42 protein-coding genes are annotated in these 24808 nt (G+C 45.2%); 10 read left to right on the plus strand and 32 right to left on the minus strand.

The window, feature by feature from the left end; genetic code table 11:
* The first annotated feature begins 19 nt into the window (after positions 1-19).
* The 8 genes from OCV52_RS14020 to OCV52_RS14055 all read left to right on the plus strand — a co-directional run bounded on the left by OCV52_RS14020 (position 20) and on the right by OCV52_RS14055 (position 5981).
* A complete protein-coding gene (locus OCV52_RS14020) occupies positions 20-562 on the plus strand; it encodes a DinB family protein (protein ID WP_116871598.1) in 543 nt (180 codons plus the stop codon).
* Positions 563-564: 2 nt separating this feature from the next.
* Positions 565-1314, plus strand: coding sequence for an NRDE family protein (locus OCV52_RS14025; RefSeq protein WP_137407593.1), 750 nt, complete (start codon positions 565-567; stop codon positions 1312-1314).
* A gap of 12 nt (positions 1315-1326) precedes the next feature.
* Positions 1327-1764, plus strand: a complete 438-nt coding sequence (locus OCV52_RS14030) for a YHS domain-containing (seleno)protein (RefSeq protein WP_019825480.1) — start codon at positions 1327-1329, stop codon at positions 1762-1764.
* Between the two features lie 10 nt (positions 1765-1774).
* A complete protein-coding gene (locus OCV52_RS14035) occupies positions 1775-2218 on the plus strand; it encodes a hypothetical protein (RefSeq protein WP_137407592.1) in 444 nt (147 codons plus the stop codon).
* Positions 2219-2230: 12 nt separating this feature from the next.
* The gene (locus OCV52_RS14040) at positions 2231-3985 is read left to right on the plus strand and encodes a lysophospholipid acyltransferase family protein (protein WP_004738762.1); all 1755 of its coding nucleotides are present in this window, start codon (positions 2231-2233) and stop codon (positions 3983-3985) included.
* 71 nt (positions 3986-4056) lie between these two features.
* Positions 4057-4623, plus strand: coding sequence for a Crp/Fnr family transcriptional regulator (locus OCV52_RS14045; protein ID WP_105025855.1), 567 nt, complete (start codon positions 4057-4059; stop codon positions 4621-4623).
* Between the two features lie 57 nt (positions 4624-4680).
* Positions 4681-5133 (plus strand): GNAT family N-acetyltransferase, encoded by a 453-nt coding sequence (locus tag OCV52_RS14050; RefSeq protein WP_137407591.1) that lies wholly within the window; start codon positions 4681-4683, stop codon positions 5131-5133.
* Positions 5133-5981: a DMT family transporter gene (locus OCV52_RS14055; RefSeq protein WP_137407590.1), complete on the plus strand. Its 849-nt coding sequence runs from the start codon at positions 5133-5135 to the stop codon at positions 5979-5981. Before OCV52_RS14050 ends, OCV52_RS14055 begins: the two co-directional genes overlap by 1 nt.
* Positions 5982-6031: 50 nt before the next feature.
* Here the strand turns inward: OCV52_RS14055 and OCV52_RS14060 are convergent, their stop codons facing one another.
* Positions 6032-6616, minus strand: a complete 585-nt coding sequence (locus tag OCV52_RS14060) for a LysM-like peptidoglycan-binding domain-containing protein (RefSeq protein WP_137407589.1) — start codon at positions 6614-6616, stop codon at positions 6032-6034.
* Between the two features lie 213 nt (positions 6617-6829).
* Between OCV52_RS14060 and OCV52_RS14065 the strand changes: the two genes are divergently transcribed.
* The gene (locus tag OCV52_RS14065) at positions 6830-7450 is read left to right on the plus strand and encodes an FKBP-type peptidyl-prolyl cis-trans isomerase (protein ID WP_008220519.1); all 621 of its coding nucleotides are present in this window, start codon (positions 6830-6832) and stop codon (positions 7448-7450) included.
* A 133-nt stretch (positions 7451-7583) separates the two neighbouring features.
* Positions 7584-8078, plus strand: a complete 495-nt coding sequence (locus OCV52_RS14070; protein WP_137407588.1) for a DUF2780 domain-containing protein — start codon at positions 7584-7586, stop codon at positions 8076-8078.
* A gap of 300 nt (positions 8079-8378) precedes the next feature.
* Here the strand turns inward: OCV52_RS14070 and rplQ are convergent, their stop codons facing one another.
* The 31 genes from rplQ to tuf all read right to left on the minus strand — a co-directional run bounded on the left by rplQ (position 8379) and on the right by tuf (position 24710).
* Entirely contained in the window at positions 8379-8759 is a 381-nt protein-coding gene (rplQ, locus tag OCV52_RS14075; protein ID WP_004729812.1) for a 50S ribosomal protein L17, read from the minus strand.
* 24 nt (positions 8760-8783) lie between these two features.
* A complete protein-coding gene (locus tag OCV52_RS14080) occupies positions 8784-9776 on the minus strand; it encodes a DNA-directed RNA polymerase subunit alpha (protein WP_004729813.1) in 993 nt (330 codons plus the stop codon).
* A gap of 22 nt (positions 9777-9798) precedes the next feature.
* Positions 9799-10419, minus strand: coding sequence for a 30S ribosomal protein S4 (gene rpsD, locus OCV52_RS14085; protein WP_004738777.1), 621 nt, complete (start codon positions 10417-10419; stop codon positions 9799-9801).
* A gap of 31 nt (positions 10420-10450) precedes the next feature.
* Positions 10451-10840, minus strand: a complete 390-nt coding sequence (gene rpsK, locus OCV52_RS14090; protein ID WP_004738778.1) for a 30S ribosomal protein S11 — start codon at positions 10838-10840, stop codon at positions 10451-10453.
* Positions 10841-10859: 19 nt separating this feature from the next.
* On the minus strand, positions 10860-11216 hold the full coding sequence (gene rpsM, locus OCV52_RS14095) for a 30S ribosomal protein S13 (protein WP_004738779.1): 357 nt from the start codon (positions 11214-11216) through the stop codon (positions 10860-10862).
* Between the two features lie 148 nt (positions 11217-11364).
* Positions 11365-11478 carry a 50S ribosomal protein L36 gene (rpmJ, locus tag OCV52_RS14100; protein WP_000868186.1) on the minus strand — a complete coding sequence of 38 codons (114 nt, stop codon included), beginning with the start codon at positions 11476-11478 and terminating at the stop codon, positions 11365-11367.
* 41 nt (positions 11479-11519) lie between these two features.
* Positions 11520-12854 carry a preprotein translocase subunit SecY gene (secY, locus tag OCV52_RS14105; RefSeq protein ID WP_004738781.1) on the minus strand — a complete coding sequence of 445 codons (1335 nt, stop codon included), beginning with the start codon at positions 12852-12854 and terminating at the stop codon, positions 11520-11522.
* A gap of 20 nt (positions 12855-12874) precedes the next feature.
* Entirely contained in the window at positions 12875-13309 is a 435-nt protein-coding gene (gene rplO, locus OCV52_RS14110; protein WP_004736758.1) for a 50S ribosomal protein L15, read from the minus strand.
* Positions 13310-13314: 5 nt separating this feature from the next.
* Positions 13315-13491: a 50S ribosomal protein L30 gene (gene rpmD, locus OCV52_RS14115; protein ID WP_004736756.1), complete on the minus strand. Its 177-nt coding sequence runs from the start codon at positions 13489-13491 to the stop codon at positions 13315-13317.
* Between the two features lie 7 nt (positions 13492-13498).
* Positions 13499-13999 (minus strand): 30S ribosomal protein S5, encoded by a 501-nt coding sequence (rpsE, locus tag OCV52_RS14120; protein ID WP_004738783.1) that lies wholly within the window; start codon positions 13997-13999, stop codon positions 13499-13501.
* A gap of 14 nt (positions 14000-14013) precedes the next feature.
* Positions 14014-14367, minus strand: a complete 354-nt coding sequence (rplR, locus tag OCV52_RS14125) for a 50S ribosomal protein L18 (protein ID WP_004738784.1) — start codon at positions 14365-14367, stop codon at positions 14014-14016.
* 9 nt (positions 14368-14376) lie between these two features.
* Entirely contained in the window at positions 14377-14910 is a 534-nt protein-coding gene (gene rplF / locus OCV52_RS14130; RefSeq protein WP_004738786.1) for a 50S ribosomal protein L6, read from the minus strand.
* A 13-nt stretch (positions 14911-14923) separates the two neighbouring features.
* Positions 14924-15316 (minus strand): 30S ribosomal protein S8, encoded by a 393-nt coding sequence (gene rpsH / locus OCV52_RS14135; RefSeq protein ID WP_004738788.1) that lies wholly within the window; start codon positions 15314-15316, stop codon positions 14924-14926.
* A 29-nt stretch (positions 15317-15345) separates the two neighbouring features.
* Positions 15346-15651 carry a 30S ribosomal protein S14 gene (gene rpsN, locus OCV52_RS14140; protein ID WP_004738789.1) on the minus strand — a complete coding sequence of 102 codons (306 nt, stop codon included), beginning with the start codon at positions 15649-15651 and terminating at the stop codon, positions 15346-15348.
* A 16-nt stretch (positions 15652-15667) separates the two neighbouring features.
* Positions 15668-16207, minus strand: coding sequence for a 50S ribosomal protein L5 (gene rplE / locus OCV52_RS14145; RefSeq protein ID WP_004738790.1), 540 nt, complete (start codon positions 16205-16207; stop codon positions 15668-15670).
* 24 nt (positions 16208-16231) lie between these two features.
* Positions 16232-16549 (minus strand): 50S ribosomal protein L24, encoded by a 318-nt coding sequence (gene rplX, locus OCV52_RS14150; protein ID WP_004738792.1) that lies wholly within the window; start codon positions 16547-16549, stop codon positions 16232-16234.
* A gap of 11 nt (positions 16550-16560) precedes the next feature.
* Entirely contained in the window at positions 16561-16932 is a 372-nt protein-coding gene (gene rplN, locus OCV52_RS14155) for a 50S ribosomal protein L14 (protein ID WP_004738793.1), read from the minus strand.
* A gap of 161 nt (positions 16933-17093) precedes the next feature.
* A complete protein-coding gene (gene rpsQ, locus OCV52_RS14160) occupies positions 17094-17348 on the minus strand; it encodes a 30S ribosomal protein S17 (protein WP_004738796.1) in 255 nt (84 codons plus the stop codon).
* On the minus strand, positions 17348-17539 hold the full coding sequence (gene rpmC / locus OCV52_RS14165; protein WP_004736737.1) for a 50S ribosomal protein L29: 192 nt from the start codon (positions 17537-17539) through the stop codon (positions 17348-17350). Before rpmC ends, rpsQ begins: the two co-directional genes overlap by 1 nt.
* Positions 17539-17949: a 50S ribosomal protein L16 gene (gene rplP / locus OCV52_RS14170; protein ID WP_004736736.1), complete on the minus strand. Its 411-nt coding sequence runs from the start codon at positions 17947-17949 to the stop codon at positions 17539-17541. Before rplP ends, rpmC begins: the two co-directional genes overlap by 1 nt.
* A gap of 11 nt (positions 17950-17960) precedes the next feature.
* Positions 17961-18659: a 30S ribosomal protein S3 gene (rpsC, locus tag OCV52_RS14175; RefSeq protein WP_004738797.1), complete on the minus strand. Its 699-nt coding sequence runs from the start codon at positions 18657-18659 to the stop codon at positions 17961-17963.
* 18 nt (positions 18660-18677) lie between these two features.
* The gene (gene rplV / locus OCV52_RS14180) at positions 18678-19010 is read right to left on the minus strand and encodes a 50S ribosomal protein L22 (protein WP_004736732.1); all 333 of its coding nucleotides are present in this window, start codon (positions 19008-19010) and stop codon (positions 18678-18680) included.
* 10 nt (positions 19011-19020) lie between these two features.
* Entirely contained in the window at positions 19021-19299 is a 279-nt protein-coding gene (gene rpsS, locus OCV52_RS14185) for a 30S ribosomal protein S19 (RefSeq protein ID WP_004736729.1), read from the minus strand.
* Between the two features lie 19 nt (positions 19300-19318).
* On the minus strand, positions 19319-20143 hold the full coding sequence (rplB, locus tag OCV52_RS14190; protein ID WP_061033928.1) for a 50S ribosomal protein L2: 825 nt from the start codon (positions 20141-20143) through the stop codon (positions 19319-19321).
* Positions 20144-20158: 15 nt separating this feature from the next.
* Positions 20159-20461, minus strand: a complete 303-nt coding sequence (gene rplW, locus OCV52_RS14195; RefSeq protein ID WP_004738802.1) for a 50S ribosomal protein L23 — start codon at positions 20459-20461, stop codon at positions 20159-20161.
* Positions 20458-21060, minus strand: a complete 603-nt coding sequence (gene rplD, locus OCV52_RS14200) for a 50S ribosomal protein L4 (RefSeq protein WP_004738803.1) — start codon at positions 21058-21060, stop codon at positions 20458-20460. Before rplD ends, rplW begins: the two co-directional genes overlap by 4 nt.
* 16 nt (positions 21061-21076) lie before the next feature.
* Positions 21077-21706: a 50S ribosomal protein L3 gene (gene rplC, locus OCV52_RS14205; RefSeq protein WP_004738804.1), complete on the minus strand. Its 630-nt coding sequence runs from the start codon at positions 21704-21706 to the stop codon at positions 21077-21079.
* Between the two features lie 14 nt (positions 21707-21720).
* A complete protein-coding gene (gene rpsJ, locus OCV52_RS14210; RefSeq protein ID WP_004736761.1) occupies positions 21721-22032 on the minus strand; it encodes a 30S ribosomal protein S10 in 312 nt (103 codons plus the stop codon).
* 424 nt (positions 22033-22456) lie between these two features.
* Positions 22457-22939, minus strand: coding sequence for a bacterioferritin (gene bfr / locus OCV52_RS14215; protein ID WP_061033929.1), 483 nt, complete (start codon positions 22937-22939; stop codon positions 22457-22459).
* 81 nt (positions 22940-23020) lie between these two features.
* On the minus strand, positions 23021-23209 hold the full coding sequence (locus OCV52_RS14220; RefSeq protein WP_137407586.1) for a (2Fe-2S)-binding protein: 189 nt from the start codon (positions 23207-23209) through the stop codon (positions 23021-23023).
* A 316-nt stretch (positions 23210-23525) separates the two neighbouring features.
* Positions 23526-24710: an elongation factor Tu gene (tuf, locus tag OCV52_RS14225; protein ID WP_105057636.1), complete on the minus strand. Its 1185-nt coding sequence runs from the start codon at positions 24708-24710 to the stop codon at positions 23526-23528.
* Between the last annotated feature and the right edge of the window lie 98 nt (positions 24711-24808).

Here is a 24808-nt window from a genome sequence, read left to right on the forward strand (position 1 = left end):
CTTTATACGAGGAACATGCATGAACCCGATAGCCCAGCCGAGCGCCTTTGCCGCTGTATCTCCGAGTATCAAGGGAGCGGTAGAGATACTGAATCAAGGCCTAGAGTTCCTGACAGCGATTTCTGATAGCGATTATCTAACGAGTGCTAAGCCACATGTCACTAGCTCTATTGGTGAGCATACTCGCCATACGCTGGATCTTTTTCACGCTTTGATTTTGAAAGTGGATGCGACCATTGATTACAACACTCGTCGTCGTGGTCACCCAGTCGAATACGATAGGTCGATGGCAATCAAAGAGATCCACTACGTGATCAATTGGCTGGAGCGATTAGACCATCATGATCTAGAAGCACCTATCACGATCCAAACTGAGGTTTCGATGGATACTCAAGTGTTCGCTAGCCTACCTTCAACACTAGAAAGAGAAGTGACTTTTGCAGCGCTGCACGCCAATCATCACTACGCGATGATCAAAGTGATCACCACCTTCCTTGATGTTGAAACCTGTAACACCTTTGGTTATGCCCCAACCACTAGTAGCTATCTGAGGGAGCAATAATCATGTGTTCAGTATCTTGGTTACTTGAAGAAAATGGTTATCAGGTCTTTTTTAATCGTGATGAACAAAAGACACGAGCATTAGCCATGCCACCTAAACAGTATCAAGTTAACGGTGTCGATATCATCATGCCACTCGACCCAACAGGCGGTGGTAGCTGGATCAGCATTAACCAGTACGGGCTTTCACTATGCCTACTCAATAATTATCAAGGCATGGTTCCAGTCGGCCCATTGGTCAGCCGTGGTTTATTACTGAAGAACCTATCCTCGAGCTGTAATCTTGGTCAGCTTTCTGAGGCTTTTAATAGGCTCAACCTACACTCGTTTGCCCCATTTACCCTACTGGCTTTTGCTCCAAATCTAACGCAGCACAATGGTGTTGTGATTGCCTATATGTGGGACGGCATCCAACAGAAAATAATGGAAACCGACTCGCCTCTATTCTCATCCGGTGTTGATTTAGAACGAGTACAAGCCTACCGACAAGCCCAATACGATCAACTCGTTGCAACAGAGAAAAGTCAGCAAAACTTACTTAAGTTCCACTCTCACCATCACAGTGAACAGCCCCATTTAGCAACCTGTATGCATCGTGAAGACGCGCACACAGTCAGCTTTACCCATTTACGTAATCTGCATGGTCATGCTTCGATGTTTTATGCACCCGGCTCACCTTGCGAACCAATCAAGCCACGCCAGATAAATCAGCAGCGTTTTACCTTCAATTTATCACCAGCAATCAATCTATAGATGGAGTCCATCATGAGAAAACTAATCACCATGGTCATGCTACTTGTTAGCCCGTACGTATTTGCCGCCGATGAAATCTATACCGGCTTCTTTAGCAGCAAGGCACTCGATGGCTACGATACCGTGGCTTACTTCACCTCAGGCAAGCCTGTTGAAGGCAGTAAACAATTCAGCACTGAATACAAAGGTGCGGATTGGTATTTCTCTTCTGAAAAGAATCTGACTTTATTTGTTAATAATCCTGAAAAATATGCCCCTCAATATGGTGGTTATTGCGCATGGGCCGTTTCTGCCAAAAACGACTTTGCACCAGGTGACCCACAATATTGGACCATAGTGGATGACAAACTTTACCTGAACTACGACCAAGAGATTCAAGAAACTTGGGAGAAAGACCGTGCCCAGCACATTCAACAAGCCGATAAAGCTTGGCCGCAGCTGATTAAGTAAGGGAATAACCATGACATTCACTCCTGCTAAACATCTTCCGGCAGCATTAATCGCTTTTGTGTTCATTCAGTCGCTGTTTTTTAAATTCACAGGCTCATACGAGACAGAGCATATCTTTGGCACGCTCGCGACATGGTCAGGCTTAAGCTGGTTCGGTTCGTTTGGCGGCTATTTGATAGGCATCGCTGAATTAATTTCTGCCATTCTACTGTTCACTCGCTGGCATGGCCTGGGTGCCATTATGAATATGGGGATCATGAGTGGCGCAATCTTTTTCCACCTGTTTACGCCACTCGGTATTCAAGTGCCTGAGTTCAATGCAGCAGGTGAGATTGTCGGTTACGACGGCGGGTTATTGTTTGGCATGGCATGCCTGGTCTGGTTATGCGGTGCGTTTTTAAGTGTGAAAGATTTCAAGAATCAAGACGGTTTCCTAAACAACTTTAGTCAATAAGGTAGCTTCATTATGATTGATAGTCCTTTTCGTTTACCACGTTACACGCCTTTTGGTTTGGGTGAGTCTGTTGTCGAGTGGGCAACTGGGCTATCTAAGCTAGACCGACTCTATCAAGATCGACAAGACGAGTTATCTAGCTTCGAATTCATGAATTACACCTTGTCGGCGCTCAATATCGACTACTCCATTGCATCGGGAAGCACAGAAAACATTCCTGAAGAAGGCCCTGTCGTGATTGTAGCGAACCACCCACTCGGTGCGATTGAAGGTGTGATCCTAGCTGATCTCGTAGGATCAGTGAGGAAGGATGTGAAGGTATTGGCGAATGAGTTACTCAAACGACTACCTGAACTGGATGACCTTTTCATTGGTGTTGATGTATTTAATGGTAAAGAATCAAAGCGTACTAATGCCAAAGCGATACGAGATGCCAATCATCACCTGGCTGATGGTGGGCTGCTGATCGTGTTCCCAGCCGGAGAAGTCTCCAGTTACCGCAAAGGGGCAAAAACACTTACCGACATCGAGTGGAGCAAATCGGTCGCTAAGTTTGTTAAGCGCCATCAAGCGACGACGGTTCCAATCTTTATCAATGGCAAAAACAGTGAGCTGTTCTACCAAGCCGGTCGAGTGCATCCACTATTGAGAACCGCTCTACTCGGGCGTGAACTTCTCAATAAACAGGCGACAACTATCTCTATCTCGATTGGCTCATCGATTCCGTATTCAGAGATAAAATCGTTTGAAAAAGAGATGGATATCGTCAACTATCTAAGGCTCAACACCTATCTTATGAGTCAACAAGATAGCCCGAACACGCAGATCCACGCCCCCTCTTTCGATACCCAAGTGATTGCGCCAATATCACCAGAAGTATTGGCAATAGAGATCGACTCACTACCTCAAGAAACGATGCTACTCGAACAGGGTGACTTCGAGGTCTACTGTACGCCAAGCCAATCTATTCCCAATTTAATGCGAGAGATTGGTCGAGTCAGAGAAGAGAGCTTTCGAGAAGTCGGTGAAGGTAGCGGGCTTGCTTGTGACTTGGATGAATATGACCTGTACTACCATCAACTGTTTGTGTGGAACAAAGCTAAGGCCGAATTAGTCGGTGCTTATCGACTGGGTATGGTCGACAAGCTAATTGCAGACCACGGATTAGACCAACTCTATTCCCGTAGCCTGTTCAACTACAATCAAGAGTTCATCGATACCCTAGATAACAGTATTGAACTTGGTCGCTCTGTAGTGAGTAAACCTTATCAAAAGAGCCTCAACTCACTGTTACTGCTATGGAAAGGTATTGCGACTTTTGTCTCTCGACACCCTCAATATACTCACCTATTTGGCCCGGTCAGTATCAGTAATGATTACAGCCACAACGCGCGCCTGTTGATCGCGACGACCTTATCGATTCACCATTATGATGAAGAAAAGGCGAGTCTGGTTTCCCCTTCGTCACCGCTCAATACTAGCAGTCATGTGTTCTGGCAAAATCACCTATTGTCTTCACTAGCAAGTGTGCCTCTACTATCCAAAGTATTAGCTCGTATGGAGCAAGGAAAAGGATTACCGGTACTACTGCGCCAGTATCTTGGGATGAATGGCAAGCTAGTGTGCTTTAACGTCGACCCATCGTTTAATGATGCGCTAGATGGCTTGATTGTGGTTAACCTTAAGAAGGTACCATTGAAAACCTTAGGTAAGTACATGGGGCGAGAGCTTGCTCAAGATTACCTAGAGCAGCACACTCAACGCTGATTTAGCCCGAACTGTACCTACACTCAAATAAGTGCGATGATTTCAGCACTTATTTGGGTTAGGTTATTTTCATGCACACCTCTTTTATCGAACAACTGCAAAGCTTCGACTTCTCACAAAGTCAGATTGAATCGCTAGTCGCTGTCGCCAAGCCTCTTGAGCTACCAACCAGACACATCCTTATTAACCAAGGAGAGATGGCAGATTCAATTTACTTCGTGCTTGAGGGCTTATGCCATGCTTGTTACCTCACTAATGAGGGCAAGCAATACAGCAAAGAGTTCTACTGGGAGCAAGACTGGATCATCGGCTTTGAGAGCTTGATAAAAAACCAAGCGTCCCCTTACCTGCTTGAAACCCTCACGCCTATTACGCTATTAGAACTGCCAATGAAGGCCGTAATCGAGTGGCGTGCCTCTAATAATCCTTTGTATTTAAAGTTGTTAGAAACCCAGCTGATGCACAAGGAAAACAAAGAGCGATTCATGTTGCTCTATACACCAGAGCAACGTTACCAGCTTTTCTGTGAGCACTACCCCGATCTGGAACAACGCCTCAACGACAATCAAATTGCTGCCTACCTAGGAATAACGGCGATAAGTTTGAGTAGAATTAAAGGTCGCATTAACAATAGTTAATGCCAACGGTCAGTGTGCATAGTACATTCAAAGCATCGATAATCTCTGGATGTAAACATGATCACTTGGCACTCTATTCCCTTTTCTGAACTTTCAACACAACAGCTCTATCAACTGCTGCAACTACGAGTCGATGTATTTGTGGTTGAGCAAACCTGCCCTTATCCAGAGCTCGATGGCAAAGACACCCTTGAAGGTGTTCAGCACCTAATGGGCTATGCGGACGGAGAGCTCATCGCGTGTGCTCGTTTATTGCCGCCTGGCACCACTTATGACAATGCCAGTATTGGTCGAGTTGCAACCAAACAATCAGCAAGAGGCAATGGTTTAGGGCATAAATTGCTGGTGGAAGCATTAGCTCGCTGTGAGGCATTGTGGCCGAACACGACCATCGATATTGGTGCGCAAGAGCACCTAGAAAGCTTCTACGCTAGCCATGGATTCAAGACGATCTCTGAAATGTATTTGGAAGATGATATTCCACACGTAGACATGAGATTAGAGAAGTAATGTCGAATATCACTGTCGGTATCCTACTTTTGATTGCTGGCAACCTGTTTGCCTCGCTCTCTGACGTAGCTGTGAAGTTATTGAACGGCGAAGTCCCACCTCTTCAGTATATTTTTTTCCGTCAGTTGATATCTCTGTTACTCATTGCTCCTTTGTGGCTGCGACAAAGCAAGGAGCAACGCTGCTTACAACAAGCCAAGGTCACCTTAATTCGTGGACAACTGATCTTAATCGGCAGTGGATGTATGGTGGTCGCGATCACCCATATGTCTTTAGCGACAGCTAACGCGGTATTTTACGTAGCCCCATTATTGATGCTGCCTCTGTCAGTACTTCTACTCAAAGAGCAGCCTGCGCTTGGCAAAGTCATCGCCACCACTGTCGGCTTTGTTGGCGCGCTAATCGTTTTGCGGCCATCGCAATTTCACTGGGCAGCACTGTTTGCATTGGGGACTGCACTAACGCTTGCCCTGTTCAATGTATTGGTACGAAAGCTCCCTAGTGAACAATCTGTGGTGACCACGTTGTGGTGGACAACCCTCTTCTCTATCCCAGCCTCGTTAATACTATGCTTATTGTATTGGCAACCGGTGTCTTTAGAACATCTTGGATACATAGCATTGAGTGCGACGCTCATACTGAGTTATAACGGGCTTGCGGTTGCCGCCTACCAAAAAGCACACTCTAGCCAAATTGCCTTGGCTGAATATTCAGGCTTGGTGTTTGTCGCGTTAATTGGCGCCATATGGTTCGATGAGATCCCTGATACGTTAACCTTCATTGGTATTATGTTGATCATCTTACCGCTCGCGCCTTTCAAGCGACCAAAAAAAAGAGCTAATGCTTAGCTCTTTCTTGTCTCGTTCGTACTGTTGAGTTCGTAACTCACGCAAGATATCTATTTGCTGCGGCCAAAGCCACCATCAGATAAACGGAAGAACATAACTGATGTGTCGCCCTTCTCTAACTGTAGGATATCAAGTTGTCCGGTTTCAGCTAATTTGAATCGAACTAACTGACCTTTGCGGATCTGGCTGAGTGGCTTGTCTGCGCCTTCAATACGCACTAGCGCATTTAAATCAGACAGTGGTAGATCGTTGTTTCGAAAAACCTGAGCCAAGGTATCACCTTGCTTAACTAGGTATTCCTGCCAATTATTGTTACTCGGCTCTGATGAGCTGCTCTTGGTGTTTTGCTGTTCGCTCAGCCCAACGGTATTTATCTCTAGCGCAACGCGAGATGTAACCGGAGTTGCCTCTACTTTAGGTTCAGGCAACGGCACAACAAGTAGGACAAGAACGATCGGCGAAATCACCATTAATAATCTTTGGTGTAATTTGGGTAATGAGCCCCAAGTTTGCACTGCTGAGGTTTTCATTCCTTTAATATCGATCGAGCTCAATTTCTCTTTGACCTGATTCAGTCGATCCTTGAGTTCTGCTAAGTGGTCAACTTTCTGCTTTTTCTTTTGACGACGATTCATACCACTGCGTCCTATACATTGAATAACTACAGTATAAAAACCAAAGTACCAACAGTATAGATCTTTCCGTCACAACGGGGCTCAATGCAAGAAAATTGACATGGCTGTGATTTGGACACGGTAAAGCGCAAGTGATCAGGGACTAGCCGTTTCTTCACGCTGCTAATACTGGTATTCTTACCTTTTTCGTACTGACAAAAAGAGTGACTTTTCATGTCTGAAGTAAAATTTGAAACTGTAGAGCAAAAAGCTAGCTACGGTATCGGTCTACAAATGGGCCAACAACTTGCTGGTTCTGGTCTTGAAGGCCTAAACGTTGACGCAATCGCTGCTGGTATCGCTACAGCTCTAGTTGGTGACATGCCAGCTATCGAAGTTGACGAAATCAACAACGCACTACAAGAGCTACACACTCGCGGTGAAGCTGCACGTCAAGAACTAGCTAAAGCTGCAGCTGCTGACGGCGAAGCTTTCCTAGCTGACAACGCTCTTCGTTCAGAAGTAACCGTTCTTGAGTCTGGTCTTCAATACGAAGTACTAACGGAAGGCACTGGCGAAATCCCAACTGCAGACAAGCAAGTACGTGTTCACTACCACGGCGAACTAACTGACGGTACTGTTTTCGACAGCTCTGTATCTCGCGGTCAACCAGCTGAATTCCCAGTAACTGGCGTAATTCAAGGTTGGGTACAAGCTCTACAAATGATGCCTGTTGGCTCTAAGTGGAAACTATACATCCCTCAAGATCTAGCATACGGTGAGCGTGGCGCAGGTGCTGCAATCCCACCATTTGCAGCTCTAGTATTTGAAGTTGAACTTCTAGCTATTCTTTAATTTTTATAAAAACCTTTAGTAAAACAAAATACTATAGGCAAATAAAATTGAAATAATCCAACGGCGATGTCACTACATCGCCATTTTTCGTTTATAGTAAAGAGTAAATTACTTTATTACTTAAGGACGAATAATGAAGAAAGTACTCATCACAGTTTTAAGCAGCCTTGCTGTTGTCTCTTGCGCTAGCACTAGCGACTCTGAACAAACCAGTTCTGGTTCTGATACCAACTACTCTCAACTATCACAAACTGCATTAATGGCAGCTGTAAACATGTGGTCTCAACAAAATGAAACAACACCGCTTGCTGACACTGTTGCTGACCAAGCGTCTGTCACTAGCGATCAAGCGATTGGTGGTATCGGTTCTATGTTAGCACTGGCACAGAACTCACTAGATACTACAGATAACAAAGAGCTTGCGTCACTTATCCCAGGTATGTCTAGTCTGGAGTCAACGGGTCTATCATCACTACTAAACTCACAAGGTGCAGTTGAAAGTGCCTTTTCTAGTTTAGGTATGGATCCATCGATGGTATCAACGTTTGCACCAATCATTCTGCAAACACTGCAATCTCAAGGCGCAACGAGTGGCTTGATGGATTCTTTGACTGCTATTTGGCAATAATAGTGAGCGGTTAGTTTTAAAAAATGATAAGGGCACTTCGGTGCTCTTTTTTGTGGGTGGAAGATGCGAGATGCGAGATGCGAGATGCGAGATGCGAGATGCGAGATGCGAGATGCGAGATGCGAGATGCGAGATGCGAGATGCGAGATGCGAGATGCGAGATATTTTGAATAGTGAAGCCGAGAAGGCAAGAATAAATGCCAAAAATCTTGGTGCAAGATTCAACCTTTAAAAACGCAAAGTCCAGATACAAAAAAGCCGAGCTAATGCTCGGCTTTTTGTATTAAGAATCTAGATAGATTACTCAGCAGCTTCTTCAGCAGCTGGGCGGTCTACAAGCTCAATGTAAGCCATTGGAGCTTTATCACCAGTACGGAAACCACATTTAAGAATGCGAGTGTAACCACCTTGGCGAGCCGCGAAACGCGGGCCTAGTTCATTAAATAGTTTTGCTACCACTTCGTTATCACGAGTGCGAGCGAATGCAAGACGACGGTTAGCAACACTGTCTGTCTTAGCTAGGGTAATCAACGGCTCAATTACGCGACGTAGTTCTTTTGCTTTAGGCACGGTAGTTTTGATAACTTCGTGACGAACAAGAGAGCTAGCCATGTTGCTGAACATCGCTTTACGATGACTGCTGTTGCGGTTGAGTTGACGACCACTTTTACGATGGCGCATGACCTAATCCTTCTAACTTTTCGATTAATCTTCAGCGATTGACGCTGGTGGCCAGTTTTCTAGACGCATGCCTAGAGAAAGACCACGTGAAGCAAGCACATCTTTAATCTCTGTAAGAGATTTCTTACCAAGGTTTGGCGTTTTAAGTAGCTCAACCTCAGTGCGCTGTACAAGATCACCGATGTAGTGAATCGCTTCTGCTTTCAAACAGTTAGCAGAGCGAACTGTTAGTTCAAGATCGTCTACAGGACGTAGTAGGATAGGATCGAATTCTGGCTTCTCTTCCTTCTCCTCAGGTACACGTACATCACGAAGATCTACGAACGCATCCAGTTGTTCAGCTAGAATAGTAGCTGCACGACGGATTGCTTCCTCAGGTTCTAGAGTACCGTTCGTTTCCATATCGATAACAAGCTTGTCTAAATCAGTACGTTGTTCTACACGTGCCGCTTCTACAGCGTAAGCGATTTTATCAACCGGGCTGTAAGTAGCGTCAACAAGTAGACGACCGATTGGACGCTCATCTTCTTCAGTATGGATACGAGCTGAAGCTGGAACGTAACCACGACCACGTTCAACTTTGATGCGCATAGCGATCTCAGCGTTGTCATCCGTTAGGTGACAAATTACGTGCTCAGGGTTAGCGATCTCTACATCACCATCGTGGGTGATGTCACCTGCAACAACAGGGCCTGAGCCTGATTTGTTCAGTGTAATAAACACTTCATCTTTGCCTTCAGCAACGCGCACAGCCAAACCTTTAAGGTTTAGAAGGATTTCCAGGATATCTTCCTGAACGCCTTCTTTAGTGCTGTATTCGTGTAGCACACCTTCGATTTCAACTTCTGTTACGGCACAACCCGGCATAGAAGATAGAAGAATGCGGCGAAGAGCATTACCTAGAGTGTGGCCGAAACCGCGCTCTAATGGCTCAAGAGTTACTTTCGCGTGTGTCGTATTGATCTGTTCAATGTCAACAAGACGCGGCTTAAGAAATTCTGTTACAGAACCCTGCATTGTGTCCTCTCTTTTTTTAACCTTACTTAGAGTAAAGTTCGACGATCAAGTGTTCATTGATGTCAGCTGATAGGTCAGAACGCTCAGGCATACGCTTGAATGTACCTTCCATTTTGCCAGCATCTACTTCAATCCAAGTTGGCTTTTCACGTTGTTCAGCAACTTCTAGAGCTGCTTTAATACGAGATTGCTGTTTAGCTTTCTCGCGGATAGAAACAACGTCGTTTGCCGCTACTTTGAAAGAAGGAACGTTTACAACTTTACCGTTAACTAGGATAGACTTGTGGCTAACTAGCTGACGAGATTCAGCGCGAGTTGCACCAAAGCCCATACGGTAAACTACGTTATCAAGACGACCTTCAAGAAGCTGAAGCAGGTTTGCACCCGTGTTGCCTTTTAGACGTGCAGCTTCTTTGTAGTAGTTGCGGAATTGTTTTTCTAGAACGCCGTAGATACGACGAACTTTTTGCTTCTCACGAAGCTGAACGCCATACTCAGATAGACGACCGCGACGAGCGCCGTGTACACCTGGTGCGTTATCAATTTTACACTTGGTATCGATCGCACGGACACCAGACTTAAGGAATAAGTCAGTACCTTCGCGACGGCTAAGCTTTAGCTTAGGACCCAAATATCTTGCCATGATCTTTCTCCAATATTCCTAGAAACGAAACTTAAACGCGACGTTTCTTAGGTGGACGACAACCGTTATGAGGGATTGGTGTCGCATCAACAATGTTAGTGATACGGAAACCAGCAGCGTTCAGTGCGCGAACAGTAGATTCACGACCTGGACCTGGACCCTTAACCATAACTTCCAAGTTCTTTAGGCCATATTCTTTAGCCATTTCACCACAACGCTCAGCTGCAACTTGTGCTGCGAACGGAGTAGATTTACGAGAACCACGGAAACCTGAACCACCTGCTGTAGCCCATGCAAGAGCGTTGCCTTGACGGTCAGTGATAGTTACGATTGTGTTGTTGAAAGAAGCATGAATGTGCGCTACGCCATCAGCTACTTGCTTGCGTACGCGCTTACGCGCGCGAGTTGGTTGTTTTGCCATTGTACTCTACCTTATCCGACTATTTCTTGATCGGCTTGCGCGGACCCTTACGGGTGCGAGCGTTGGTTTTAGTACGCTGTCCACGTAGTGGTAGACTGCGACGATGACGAAGACCGCGGTAACAGCCAAGGTCCATAAGACGCTTGATGTTCATCGATACTTCACGACGTAGATCACCTTCTACAGTGTACTTAGCTACACCATCACGCAGTTGATCGATCTGCTCTTCAGTTAGTTCACTGATCTTAGCATCTTCAGCAATACCCACTTCAGCTAGAATAGCTTGAGAGCGAGTTTTACCGATACCGTAGATTGCAGTAAGTGCAATTACAGAATGCTTGTGATCAGGAATGTTAATGCCGGCTATACGGGCCATTATTCACTCCTAAGGGGTTCATAAAAGAATTATCCGCAGCAAAGCCCGTTATGGATACGCTGCGGCATACTACTTCTTTTGCACGCAAAAGGTAGGCCGAGAAATATACTCGACTCTACCTTGTATTTCAAGTAAAAATTTCTGCTGATTAGCCTTGGCGTTGCTTATGCTTTGGCTCACTGCAAATCACGCGAACGACACCGTTACGCTTGATAACTTTACAGTTACGGCAGATTTTTTTAACGGAAGCACGAACTTTCATTGCTAAACTCCGTAAATGGAACTGAAATTATTACCACCGAATTAACGGCCGTAACCTTTCAGATTCGCTTTCTTTAACACAGAATCATACTGTTGTGACATCAGATGAGTCTGTACCTGTGCCATGAAATCCATGATAACTACCACTACGATTAGTAGTGAAGTGCCGCCGAAGTAGAAACGAACGTTCCACGCGACCATCATGAATTCAGGAATCAGACATATAAAAGTAATGTATAGAGCGCCCGCAAGGGTTAGTCTAGTCATCACTTTATCGATATATTTCGCTGTCTGCTCACCTGGGCGGATACCGGGTACGAATGCACCAGACTTCTTCAAGTTATCAGCTGTTTCACGTGGGTTAAACACCAACGCTGTATAGAAGAAACAGAAGAAGATTATAGCTGCTGCATAAAGCATTACATACAGAGGCTGACCTGGGCTAAGAGCTAATGACACGTCAGTTAACCAACCGAACGCGCTGCTTTCACCATTTTGACCAAACCACTGTGCTAATGTTCCTGGGAACAAAATAATGCTCGATGCGAAAATCGCTGGAATAACACCTGCCATATTAATTTTAAGAGGCAAGTGAGAGCTTTGTGCTGCAAAAACCTTACGACCTTGTTGACGTTTCGCATAGTTAACGACGATACGACGTTGACCACGTTCCATGAAAACTACGAAGTAGATAACAGCAAAAGACAATACAGCAATCAACAGCAGAAGAAGCACATGCAATTCACCTTGACGCGCTTGCTCGATTGTTTGACCGATTGCAGAAGGCAATCCAGCAACAATACCTGCAAAAATCAGAATGGAAATACCATTACCGATTCCTCGCTCAGTGATTTGTTCACCTAACCACATTAAGAACATGGTACCAGTTACTAAACTCACGGTAGCAATAAGCGTAAACATGGTTTGGTTGATAACAACCAGATTGTCGACCATGTTTGGTAAGCCCGTTGCAATACCAATAGCTTGGAATGTTGCAAGTACAAGCGTGCCGTAGCGTGTATATTGGCTTATCTTACGACGGCCTGCTTCACCCTCTTTCTTGAGTTCCGCTAACGCTGGATGAACTACAGTTAACAATTGGACTACGATCGATGCCGAAATGTACGGCATGATACCCAATGCTAATATAGATGCACGCTCAAGAGCACCACCGGAGAACATGTTAAACATTTCAACGATGGTACCTTTTTGCTGATCGAACAAATCGGCAAGTACAGCTGCGTCAATACCAGGGATCGGCACAAAAGAGCCGGCTCGGAATACTAAAAGTGCACCAATTACGAATAATAAGCGCGACTTTAGTTCACTTAAGCCGCTCTGAGCACTACGAAAATCTTGTCCTGGTTTCTTAGCCATCTGTACCTCGTTCCTCGAGATTATTCCTCGATTTTACCGCCTGCAGCTTCGATTGCAGCTTTAGCGCCTTTAGTCACGCGTAGACCTTTAACAGTCACAGCTTTGCTCAGGTCACCAGAAAGAACGATCTTAACGAATTCGATGTTCTTAGTGATAACGTTAGCAGCTTTAAGGCTGTTAAGATCAACTACGTCACCTGTTACTTTCGCTAGCTCAGCTAGACGAACTTCAGCAGACACTAGGCTCTTACGAGAAGTGAAACCGAATTTAGGTAGACGTTGTTTTAGAGGCATTTGACCGCCTTCAAAACCTGGACGAACAGAGCCGCCAGAACGTGACTTTTGACCTTTGTGACCGCGGCCACCTGTTTTACCAAGGCCAGAACCGATACCACGACCTACACGCTTCTTAGAAGGTTTAGAGCCAGCAGCCGGTGATAGAGTATTCAAACGCATTCTGATTACTCCTCAATCTTAACCATGTAGTAAACCTTGTTGATCATACCGCGTACGCACGGAGTATCTTCAAGTTCTACTGTATGGTTGATGCGACGAAGACCTAGACCTTTAAGACACGCTTTGTGCTTAGGTAGGCGACCAATTGAGCTTTTAGTTTGAGTTACTTTAATAGTTGCCATCGTGTGCTTACTCCGAAATAGATTCAACAGTTAGACCACGTTTAGCAGCAACCATTTCTGGTGACTTAACGTCTACTAGAGCACCAATCGTTGCACGAACGATGTTGATAGGGTTCGTAGAACCGTATGCTTTAGAAAGTACGTTATGTACGCCCGCAACTTCAAGTACAGCACGCATTGCACCACCGGCAATAACACCTGTACCTTCTGCAGCTGGCTGCATGTAAACTTTAGAGCCCGAATGACGACCTTTCACCGGGTGGTGAAGAGTGCCTTCGTTCAGCGCAACAGTAACCATGTTACGACGCGCTTTTTCCATTGCTTTTTGAATCGCAGCAGGTACTTCACGAGCTTTGCCGTAACCGAAACCTACACGACCATTACCGTCACCAACTACTGTTAGTGCAGTGAAGCTCATGATTCGACCACCTTTAACCGTCTTAGATACACGGTTAACAGCGATTAGCTTTTCTTGCAAATCATTAGCTTGTTGTTGTTCTTTAGCCATCTTCCAACCCTACCTTAGAATTTCAGACCAGCTTCGCGAGCAGATTCTGCTAGCGCCGCTACTCGACCGTGGTATTGGAAACCAGAACGATCGAATGCAACTGAAGCTACGCCTTTTTCAAGAGCGCGCTCAGCAACAGCTTTACCAACTGCTTTAGCTGCATCAACGTTACCAGTGTTCTTAACTTGCTCACGGATCGCTTTTTCTACAGTAGAAGCAGCTGCGATAACCTCAGAGCCGTTTGCCGCGATAACTTGTGCGTAAACATGGCGAGGAGTACGGTGTACTACCAGGCGAGTTGCACCAAGTTCTGCAATCTTACGACGTGCACGTGTAGCACGACGGATGCGAGATGCTTTCTTATCCATAGTGATACCTTACTTCTTCTTAGCTTCTTTAGTACGCACATTTTCATCTGCGTAACGAACACCTTTACCTTTGTAAGGCTCAGGAGCACGGTAAGAACGAATGTCAGCCGCAACTTGACCAACTAGCTGCTTGTCACAACCAGTTACAACGATCTCAGTTTGGCTAGGGCACTCAGCTTTAATACCTTCAGGTAGAGCGTGCTCTACTGGGTGAGAAAAACCAAGAGTTAGAGCTACAGAGTTGCCTTTCATAGCAGCACGGTAACCAACACCCTTTAGAGTTAGCTTCTTAGTGAAGCCCTCTGTAACACCCACAACCATGTTGTTAACTAGAGCGCGAGCTGTACCAGCTTGTGCCCATGCGTTAGCAACACCTTCTTTCGGACCGAAAGTTAGGTTGTTTTCTTCCTGTGCAATAACTACGGCGTTGTTAAGAACGCGAGTAAGCTCACCTTTGCTACCTTTTACAGTAACTTCTTGGCCGTTTAGTTTCACCTCTACGCCAGCTGGAATAGCGACAGGTGCTTTAGCAACACGAGACATAATCTACTCCTTATTAAGCTACGTAACAGATGATTTCACCGCCAAGACCTGCTTTACGAGCAGCACGGTCAGACATTAGACCCTTGGAAGTAGAAACAACTGCAATACCAAGACCGCCCATCACTGTTGGTAGAGAGTCTTTATTTTTATAAACTCTTAGACCAGGACGTGATACACGCTTGATTTGCTCGATTACAGGTTTAGCTTGGAAGTACTTAAGAGTAACTTCTAGCTCAGGTTTTGCTTCGCCTTCAACAGCGAAGTCTACGATGTAACCTTCAGCTTTTAGTAGTGCAGCAATTGCAACTTTAAGCTTTGAAGAAGGCATTTTTACAGCAACTTTGTTTGCTGCCTGACCGTTACGAACGCGGGTCAGCATATCCGAAATCGGATCTTGCATGCTCATAAGATTTACTCCAAATGATTAAGTGGCAATTACCAGCTAGCCTTACGAAGACCCGGAATCTCGCCTTTCATGCAAGCTTCACGAACCTTAATGCGGCTTAGACCGAATTTACGTAGGTAACCGTGTGGACGACCAGTTTGGTTGCAACGGTTACGCTGACGTGATGCACTTGAATCACGTGGAAGAGATTGCAGTTTAAGAACCGCATTCCAACGATCTTCTTCAGATGCGTTTACATCGCTAATGATAACTTTTAGCGCAGAACGCTTTTCAGCGAACTTAGCTACTAGTTTTGCACGTTTAGCTTCACGTGCTTTCATTGATTGTTTAGCCATAACAGTAACCCTACCCTTACTTACGGAATGGGAAGTTAAAGGCAGCCAGCAGAGCTCGGCCTTCCTCATCGGAACCCGCAGAAGTCGTGATAGTGATATCAAGACCGCGGACACGATCGACTTTATCGTAGTCGATTTCCGGAAAGATGATTTGCTCGCGAACGCCCATGCTGTAGTTACCGCGACCGTCGAAAGACTTAGCGCTAACACCACGGAAATCACGTACACGTGGAAGTGCGATAGAGATTAAACGCTCTAAAAATTCCCACATGCGCTCACCACGCAAGGTTACTTTACAACCAATTGGGTAGCCTTCACGAATTTTGAAACCAGCTACAGATTTACGCGCTTTAGTGATAAGTGGCTTTTGACCAGAGATCGTTGCCATATCAGCTGCTGCGTTTTCTAGCAGTTTCTTATCGTTGATTGCTTCACCAACGCCCATGTTTAGGGTGATTTTCTCAATCCTAGGGACTTGCATGACGCTTGTGTAGCTGAACTCTTTGGTAAGCTCAGCGACTACAGACGACTTGTAGTAATCATGCAGTTTCGCCATAGTAGAACTCCAAATTACTTCTAATTAGTTAGAAACAGTTTCGCCGTTAGATTTGAAGAAACGAACTTTCTTGCCATCTTCGATACGGAAACCGATACGGTCTGCTTTACCAGTAGCCGCGTTAAAAACTGCAACGTTAGAAGCGTCAATAGCTGCTTCTTGTTCAACGATGCCACCTTGTTGACCTAGAGCCGGAACCGGCTTTTGGTGTTTCTTAACAAGGTTGATGCCTTCAACGATAACTTTACCAGTTGTCAGAACCTTAGTTACTTTACCTTTCTTGCCTTTATCTTTACCAGCAAGAATGATTACTTCGTCATTACGACGGATTTTAGCTGCCATATTGCCGCTCCTTACAGAACTTCAGGTGCTAGTGATACAATCTTCATGAATTTCGCGTTACGAAGTTCACGAGTCACAGGACCAAAGATACGTGTGCCGACTGGTTGCTCAGTAGTGTCGTTTAACAATACACAAGCATTACTGTCGAAGCGAATGACAGAACCGTCTGGGCGACGAACGCCTTTACGGGTGCGCACTACTACCGCCTTCAGAACATCACCTTTTTTTACTTTACCGCGAGGAATTGCTTCCTTAACTGTAACTTTGATGATGTCACCGATATGTGCATAACGGCGGTGAGAGCCACCCAGAACCTTAATACACATTACCTTGCGCGCGCCAGAGTTATCTGCTGCGTCAAGTGTACTTTGCATCTGGATCATTGTTAGTGCTCCGCTAAATATTAAAACTAGACCCTCTCGGGTCGGGCTGCCTCTTTAAAAGGGACGCGAATTGTACCACCCTTTTTTTAAATTGGGTAGACAAAAAACAAGCGGCCCCAAAAATAATTTGGAGCCGCTTATAAGTTATAGAATTACAAAGATTAAATCTTCGCTTTTTCTAGAACTTTAACCAATGTCCAAGACTTAGTCTTAGACAGAGGACGACACTCAGCGATTTCAACTTTGTCGCCTAGGCCACAAGTGTTGTCTTCGTCGTGTGCGTGTACTTTAGTCGTGCGTTTAACGTATTTACCGTAAATTGGGTGTTTTACAGTACGTTCGATAGCAACAACGATAGACTTGTCCATCTTGTCACTTACTACACGGCCTTGCTGGATGCGGTTAGTTTCGCTCATTATGCGCCTGCCTTTTCAGTCAAAACAGTTTTCACACGTGCGATATCACGGCGTACAGCTTTTAGAGTATGAGTTTGCTGAAGCTGACCAGTTGCAGCTTGCATGCGCAAGTTGAACTGTTCACGTAGCAAATTCAATAGCTCAGCGTTAAGCTCTTCAACGTTCTTTTCGCGTAGATCTTGTGCTTTCATCACATCACCTGCTTAGTTACAAAAGTAGTTTTAACAGGCAGTTTACGTGCCGCTAGGCGGAACGCTTCACGTGCCAACTCTTCAGGTACGCCATTCATTTCGTACATAACTTTGCCAGGTTGGATTTGAGCAACCCAGTACGCTACTGAACCTTTACCTTTACCTTGACGAACTTCAAGAGGCTTTTCAGTAATCGGTTTGTCTGGGAATACACGGATCCAGATTTGACCTTGACGCTTAATGTGACGTGTCATAGCACGACGTGCCGCTTCGATTTGACGTGCAGTCAGACGACCACGGCCAACAGCTTTAAGACCGAATTCGCCGAAGCTTACTTCAGTACCTTTAGCTAGACCACGGTTACGACCAGTCATAACCTTGCGGAACTTAGTACGTTTTGGTTGTAGCATCGTTCGACTCCTTACTTACGGCCTTTACGCTGCTTCTTAGGCTTATCGCCTTTAGGCTCTACTGCGTTAGCAGCTGGCATACCGCCTAGAATCTCACCTTTGAAGATCCAAACTTTAATGCCGATCACACCGTATTGAGTGTGAGCCGAAGAAGTTGCGTAATCAATGTCTGCACGTAGAGTGTGTAGAGGCACACGGCCTTCACGGTACCACTCAGAACGTGCGATTTCAGCGCCGCCTAGACGACCACTTACTTCCACTTTGATACCTTTAGCGCCTAGACGCATTGCGTTTTGTACTGCGCGCTTCATAGCACGACGGAACATAACACGACGCTCTAGTTGAGACGCGATGCTATCAGCTACAAGCTGACCATCTAACTCAGGCTTACGTACTTCAGCGATATTGATTTGCGCTGGTACACCTGCGATTTTAGCTACAGCTGCGCGTAGCTTCTCTACGTCTTCACCTTTCTTACCGATAACAACGCCAGGACGAGCAGTGTGAATAGTCACACGGATGCTCTTAGCTGGACGCTCGATAACGATACGAGATAGTGATGCTTTTTGTAGTTCCTTTGTAAGGAACTGACGTACCTTGAAGTCGCCGTCTAGGTTGTCAGCGAAATCTTTGGTATTAGCAAACCATGTAGCATTCCAAGGCTTAACGATGCCAAGACGAATACCATTAGGATGTACTTTCTGACCCATTGCTTACTCTCCTAGTCTTTAGCGATCTGCTACAACAATAGTGATGTGGCTTGAACGCTTCAAGATACGATCCGCACGACCTTTAGCACGAGGCATAATACGCTTCATGATAGGGCCCTCATCTACGAAGATTTTAGCGACATTTAGATCGTCGATATCTGCACCTTCGTTATGTTCCGCGTTAGCGATAGCTGACTCAAGAACCTTCTTAACCAATACAGCAGCTTTTTTGTTGCTGAAAGTTAGAATTTCTAGAGCTTGGTCTACCGACTTACCGCGAATTTGGTCTGCAACTAAGCGAGCTTTCTGTGGAGAAATACGAGCAAAGTTATGTTTAGCTAAAGCTTCCATCATCTACTCCTTACTTCTTCTTAGCTTTCTTATCTGCAGCATGACCGCGATAAGTACGAGTTGGTGCAAATTCGCCCAGTTTGTGACCGATCATTTCTTCGGTAACGAAAACTGGAACGTGCTGACGACCATTATGGACAGCGATGGTCAAACCAATCATTGTTGGGATGATCATTGAGCGACGGGACCAAGTCTTAATAGGCTTTTTGTCTCCGCTTTCCACCGCTTTCTCTACCTTCTTCAGCAAGTGTAGGTCAATAAAAGGACCTTTCTTGAGAGAACGTGGCATGGCGATTCCTCTTTATAAATTATTTAGTGCGACGACGTACGATGTACTTGTCAGTGCGCTTGTTCTTACGAGTCTTGAAGCCCTTAGTAGGAACGCCCCAAGGAGAAACTGGGTGACGACCACCAGATGTGCGGCCTTCACCACCACCGTGTGGGTGATCCACCGGGTTCATTACTACACCACGTACGGTTGGACGTACGCCGCGCCAGCGTGAAGCACCAGCTTTACCAAGTTCACGTAGCATATGCTCAGAGTTACCAACTTCACCGATCGTTGCACGACCTTCAGAAAGTACTTTGCGCATTTCACCAGAACGTAGACGGATAGTGATGTATGCACCGTCGCGAGCAACGATTTGAGCATAAGCACCAGCCGAACGAGCTAGTTGAGCACCTTTACCAGGCTTAAGTTCAACACAGTGTACAGTAGAACCTACTGGGATGTTACGCATCGGCAGAGTGTTACCTGCTTTGATTGGCGCATCAACACCAGATTGGATCTGGTCACCTGCTTGAACACCTTTTGGTGCAATGATGTAACGACGCTCACCGTCTGCGTACAGAACTAGAGCGATGTTAGCGCTACGGTTTGGATCGTATTCTAGACGCTCAACTTTCGCTGGGATGCCATCTTTAGTACGTTTGAAGTCAATTACACGGTAGTGGTGCTTGTGACCACCGCCGATGTGACGTACTGTGATACGACCGTTGTTGTTACGACCACCGTTCTTAGAGTTTTTCTCTAGAAGAGGTGCGTATGGCTTACCCTTGTGTAGGTCAGCGTTAACAACTTTAACGACGTGACGACGACCAGGGGAAGTCGGCTTACATTTAACAATAGCCATTTTTAACTACTCCTGTTATTCCGCGCCGCCAACGAAGTCAAGATCTTGACCTTCTTTCAAAGTAACGTAGGCTTTCTTAACGTCTGAACGACGGCCTTCACGCATACCTTGACGTTTGGTCTTACCCTTTTGAACAAGAGTATTTACAGACTTAACTTCAACTTCAAATAGCTTTTCTACAGCTGCTTTGATCTCTTTCTTAGTTGCATCTTTAGCTACTTTGAAAACGATAGTGTTCGCTTTCTCAGCTGCCATAGTTGCTTTTTCAGAGATGTGCGGAGCACGTAGAACTTTTAAGATACGCTCTTCAGTGATCATGCTAGCATCTCCTCAACTTGCTTAACTGCGTCAGCAGTCATTAGAACCTTGTCGAATGCAATTAGAGATACTGGATCAACACCAGCAACGTCACGTGCGTCAACTTTGTATAGGTTACGAGCAGCTAAGAATAGATTTTCATCTACTTCGCCAGTTACAATCAGAACGTCGCTTAGCTCAAGCTCTTTAAGCTTAGCTACAAGTTCTTTTGTTTTTGGTGCTTCTACTGAGAAGTTATCAACAACGATTAGACGCTCTTGACGAACAAGCTCAGAAAGAATGCTCTTCATAGCACCGCGGTACATTTTCTTGTTTACTTTTTGGCTGTGATCTTGTGGTTTCGCAGCAAAAGTAACACCACCTGTACGCCAGATTGGGCTACGAATTGTACCAGCACGTGCGCGGCCAGTACCTTTTTGACGCCATGGCTTAGCGCCACCGCCAGATACTTCAGAACGAGTCTTTTGAGCACGAGTACCTTGACGAGCACCTGCTGCATATGCAACAACTACTTGGTGTACAAGAGCTTCGTTGAAGTCACGTCCGAAAGTAGTCTCGGAAACAGTTAGTGCATCAGCACCTTTAACCATCAATTCCATTACTTACTCCTAGACGTTATGCTTTAACAGCAGGTTTTACGATCACGTTGCCGCCTGTTGAGCCTGGTACTGCACCTTTAATAAGAAGCAGATTGCGCTCAGCGTCAACACGTACGATCTCTAGGTTTTGAGTCGTTACACGCTCAGCACCCATGTGACCTGCCATTTTCTTGCCTTTAAACACGCGACCTGGAGTTTGACATTGGCCAATTGAACCCGGTGCACGGTGAGACAAAGAGTTACCGTGAGTCATATCTTGAGTAGAGAAGTTCCAACGCTTAACAGCGCCTTGGAAGCCTTTACCTTTAGATGTACCAGTAACGTCTACTTTTTTAATTTCGTTGAAAAGTTCTACGTTTAGCTCAGCGCCAACTTCAAACTCTTCGCCGTTTTCTAAACGGAATTCCCAAAGACCGCGACCTGCTTCTACACCCGCTTTCGCGAAGTGACCAGCTTCAGGTTTAGTTACACGGTTAGCTTTCTTAGCACCAGTAGTTACTTGGATTGCTGCGTAGCCGTCGTTCTCTAGAGTTTTAACTTGAGAAATACGGTTCGCTTCAACCTCAACAACAGTTACTGGGATAGAAACGCCTTCTTCAGTAAATACGCGGGTCATACCCACTTTACGTCCGACTAGACCAATCATTATTCTTATCTCCCTTAACCTAGGCTGATTTGAACATCAACGCCAGCTGCAAGATCAAGACGCATTAGAGCATCAACAGTTTTGTCTGTTGGCTCAACGATGTCGATCAAACGCTTGTGAGTACGGATTTCGTACTGGTCACGTGCATCTTTGTTGACGTGTGGAGAGGTAAGAACAGTGAAACGCTCTTTACGAGTAGGTAGTGGGATAGGACCACGAACCTGTGCGCCAGTACGTTTTGCTGTTTCAACGATTTCCGCAGTTGAAGCATCGATTAGCTTGTAATCAAACGCTTTAAGGCGGATACGAATACGTTGGTTCTGCATGAGACAGAGCTCCAATTATTAAAAATTACACAAACAATATCGCCACTCAAACTCGATAAAACGAGAGAATGCCGATTGATTTATGTGAAACCGTAGCATCCAAAATTAGGACGCATTGTCAGTTAACTTTTGAAGTAAAGACAAGCCTTACTATTTTTATTAACCGCGAACATAAGCTGAGTATACATTACTAGGTAAAACCTACTCCTCAGTGCTCATTGGTTCACAACCAGCTTAAGCCAGTGCGGTGCATTATACAGATCACACTTTAACTTGCAAGCTGTGTTTGAAAAATAATCGCAGAATCTATTGAGAGGGGTGATTGGAGGATTTTTAGTTCTTGGTAGTGCCCTACCGCCTGAAAAAGAAATGCAAGGTAACCACTAGGATGCGCCTGAGCAGCTACCCTTGTTATCGATATATTTTAGCCTTCGTCTTCATCGACATATTGAGCTTGTAGGTAATTTTGAATACCTGTCATTTTGATGAGGCCAAGTTGGGTTTCTAACCAATCGACATGCTCTTCTTCATCTTCCAAAATCTCAAGAAACAGATCTCGTGACACATAGTCATGAATATCTTCTGCATAAGCGATGGCGTTTTTCAGATCCGGAATGGCTTCCATCTCTAACGATAAGTCACACTCCAGCATTTCTTGAGTATCTTCACCGATTTTAAGTTTGCCTAGATCTTGCAGATTGGGCAGCCCTTCGAGAAACAAGATTCGTTCAATCAGATGGTCGGCATGTTTCATTTCGTCGATGGATTCATGATACTCCTTGTCGGCTAGATGCTTTAAGCCCCAGTCTTTATACATGCGCGCATGCAAGAAATACTGATTTATTGCGACAAGTTCATTACCAAGAATTTTGTTGAGATGTTGAATGATGATAGGATCGCCTTTCATGACATAGCCCTCCTCTTTGGCTCTTCTAACTGTAGAACCAAATCGAGAAGTGTCAAAAAAGCTACTGCTCTTTGAGCAGAATTAGCTTGCCTGTTTAAGCAGGTCTTTCGCGGTGTCGTTAATGACTTCTTTTGCTGAACGTACACACTTGCCGCATTGACTGCCAAGTGCTGTACACTTTTTAATTCCTTTTATGTCAGTAATGCCCTCTTCTAATACCAACTTGCGGATTTTCTTATCCGAGACCCCATGGCATAAACAAACGTACATAGTAAAACCTAACCCTTTAACTTGCAGTTAAATATAAAAAGGAATCATTCTTATTACCAGTTAAAATTTACCGTATGTTTATATCGATTGGTTATAGTGTTTCGTCGAAAAGAGAGATTAACGGGCTGTGAAGAGGAGAAAGTTTAGGAGGGCGATTTATGCCGTTAAGTAAATAACTGTATTTAAATCGGAATATAGACTGTGGATATTACGTGTTAGGAATTTCCCTTATAACCAAAATAAAAAAGGGAAGCCGAAGCTCCCCTTTTTTGATGCGTGCTCTTCTAATGAAGAGAGTGCAAAAATCTAAATGCTATTAAGCGAAGATTTTAGCTACAACACCAGCACCTACAGTACGGCCACCTTCACGGATAGCGAAACGTAGGCCTTCGTCCATTGCGATTGGAGCGATTAGCTCAACAGTCATTTGAACGTTGTCACCTGGCATTACCATTTCTACGCCTTCTGGTAGAGTGATGTCGCCTGTTACGTCAGTTGTACGGAAGTAGAACTGTGGACGGTAACCTTTGAAGAAAGGAGTGTGACGGCCGCCTTCGTCTTTAGAAAGTACGTATACTTCAGACTCGAACTTAGTGTGTGGGTTGATAGAACCTTTAGCAGATAGTACTTGGCCACGTTCAACTTCGTCACGCTTAGTACCACGTAGAAGTGCACCAACGTTCTCACCTGCACGACCTTCGTCAAGCAGCTTACGGAACATTTCAACACCAGTACAAGTAGTAAGAGTAGTTTCTTTGATACCAACGATTTCTACTTCGTCACCTACACGTAGGATACCACGCTCGATACGACCAGTTACAACAGTACCACGACCTTGGATCGAGAATACGTCTTCGATTGGTAGTAGGAACGGTTGGTCAACTGCACGCTCTGGCTCAGGGATGTAAGAATCTAGTGCTTCTGCAAGCTCAACGATCTTGTCTTCCCACTGCTTCTCGCCGTTTAGTGCGCCAAGTGCAGAACCTTGGATAACTGGTAGGTCATCACCTGGGAAGTCGTACTCAGAAAGAAGTTCACGAACTTCCATTTCTACTAGCTCAAGTAGCTCTTCGTCATCAACCATATCACATTTGTTCATGAATACGATGATGTAAGGGATACCAACTTGACGACCAAGTAGGATGTGCTCACGAGTTTGAGGCATTGGGCCGTCAGTCGCAGCAACAACTAGGATACCACCGTCCATTTGCGCAGCACCAGTGATCATGTTTTTAACATAATCCGCGTGTCCTGGGCAGTCTACGTGTGCGTAGTGACGTGATGGAGTGTCGTACTCAACGTGAGAAGTAGCGATTGTGATACCGCGCTCACGCTCTTCTGGAGCGTTATCGATAGATGCGAAATCTTTAGCAACACCACCGTACACTTTTGCAAGTGTAGTACAGATAGCAGCAGTTAGAGTTGTTTTACCGTGGTCAACGTGGCCGATAGTACCAACGTTTACGTGCGGTTTCGTACGTTCAAATTTTTCTTTAGACACAATCGTGTTCCTTCCTAGTTATGATTCGCCACGTTCATTATTGAGCGAGACGCGCCAGAAATTGCTATTTTATGCGCCAACTCTCGTTAGCGCAATAT

It is taken from the genome of Vibrio chagasii (assembly GCF_024347355.1).
Lineage (GTDB): Bacteria > Pseudomonadota > Gammaproteobacteria > Enterobacterales > Vibrionaceae > Vibrio > Vibrio chagasii.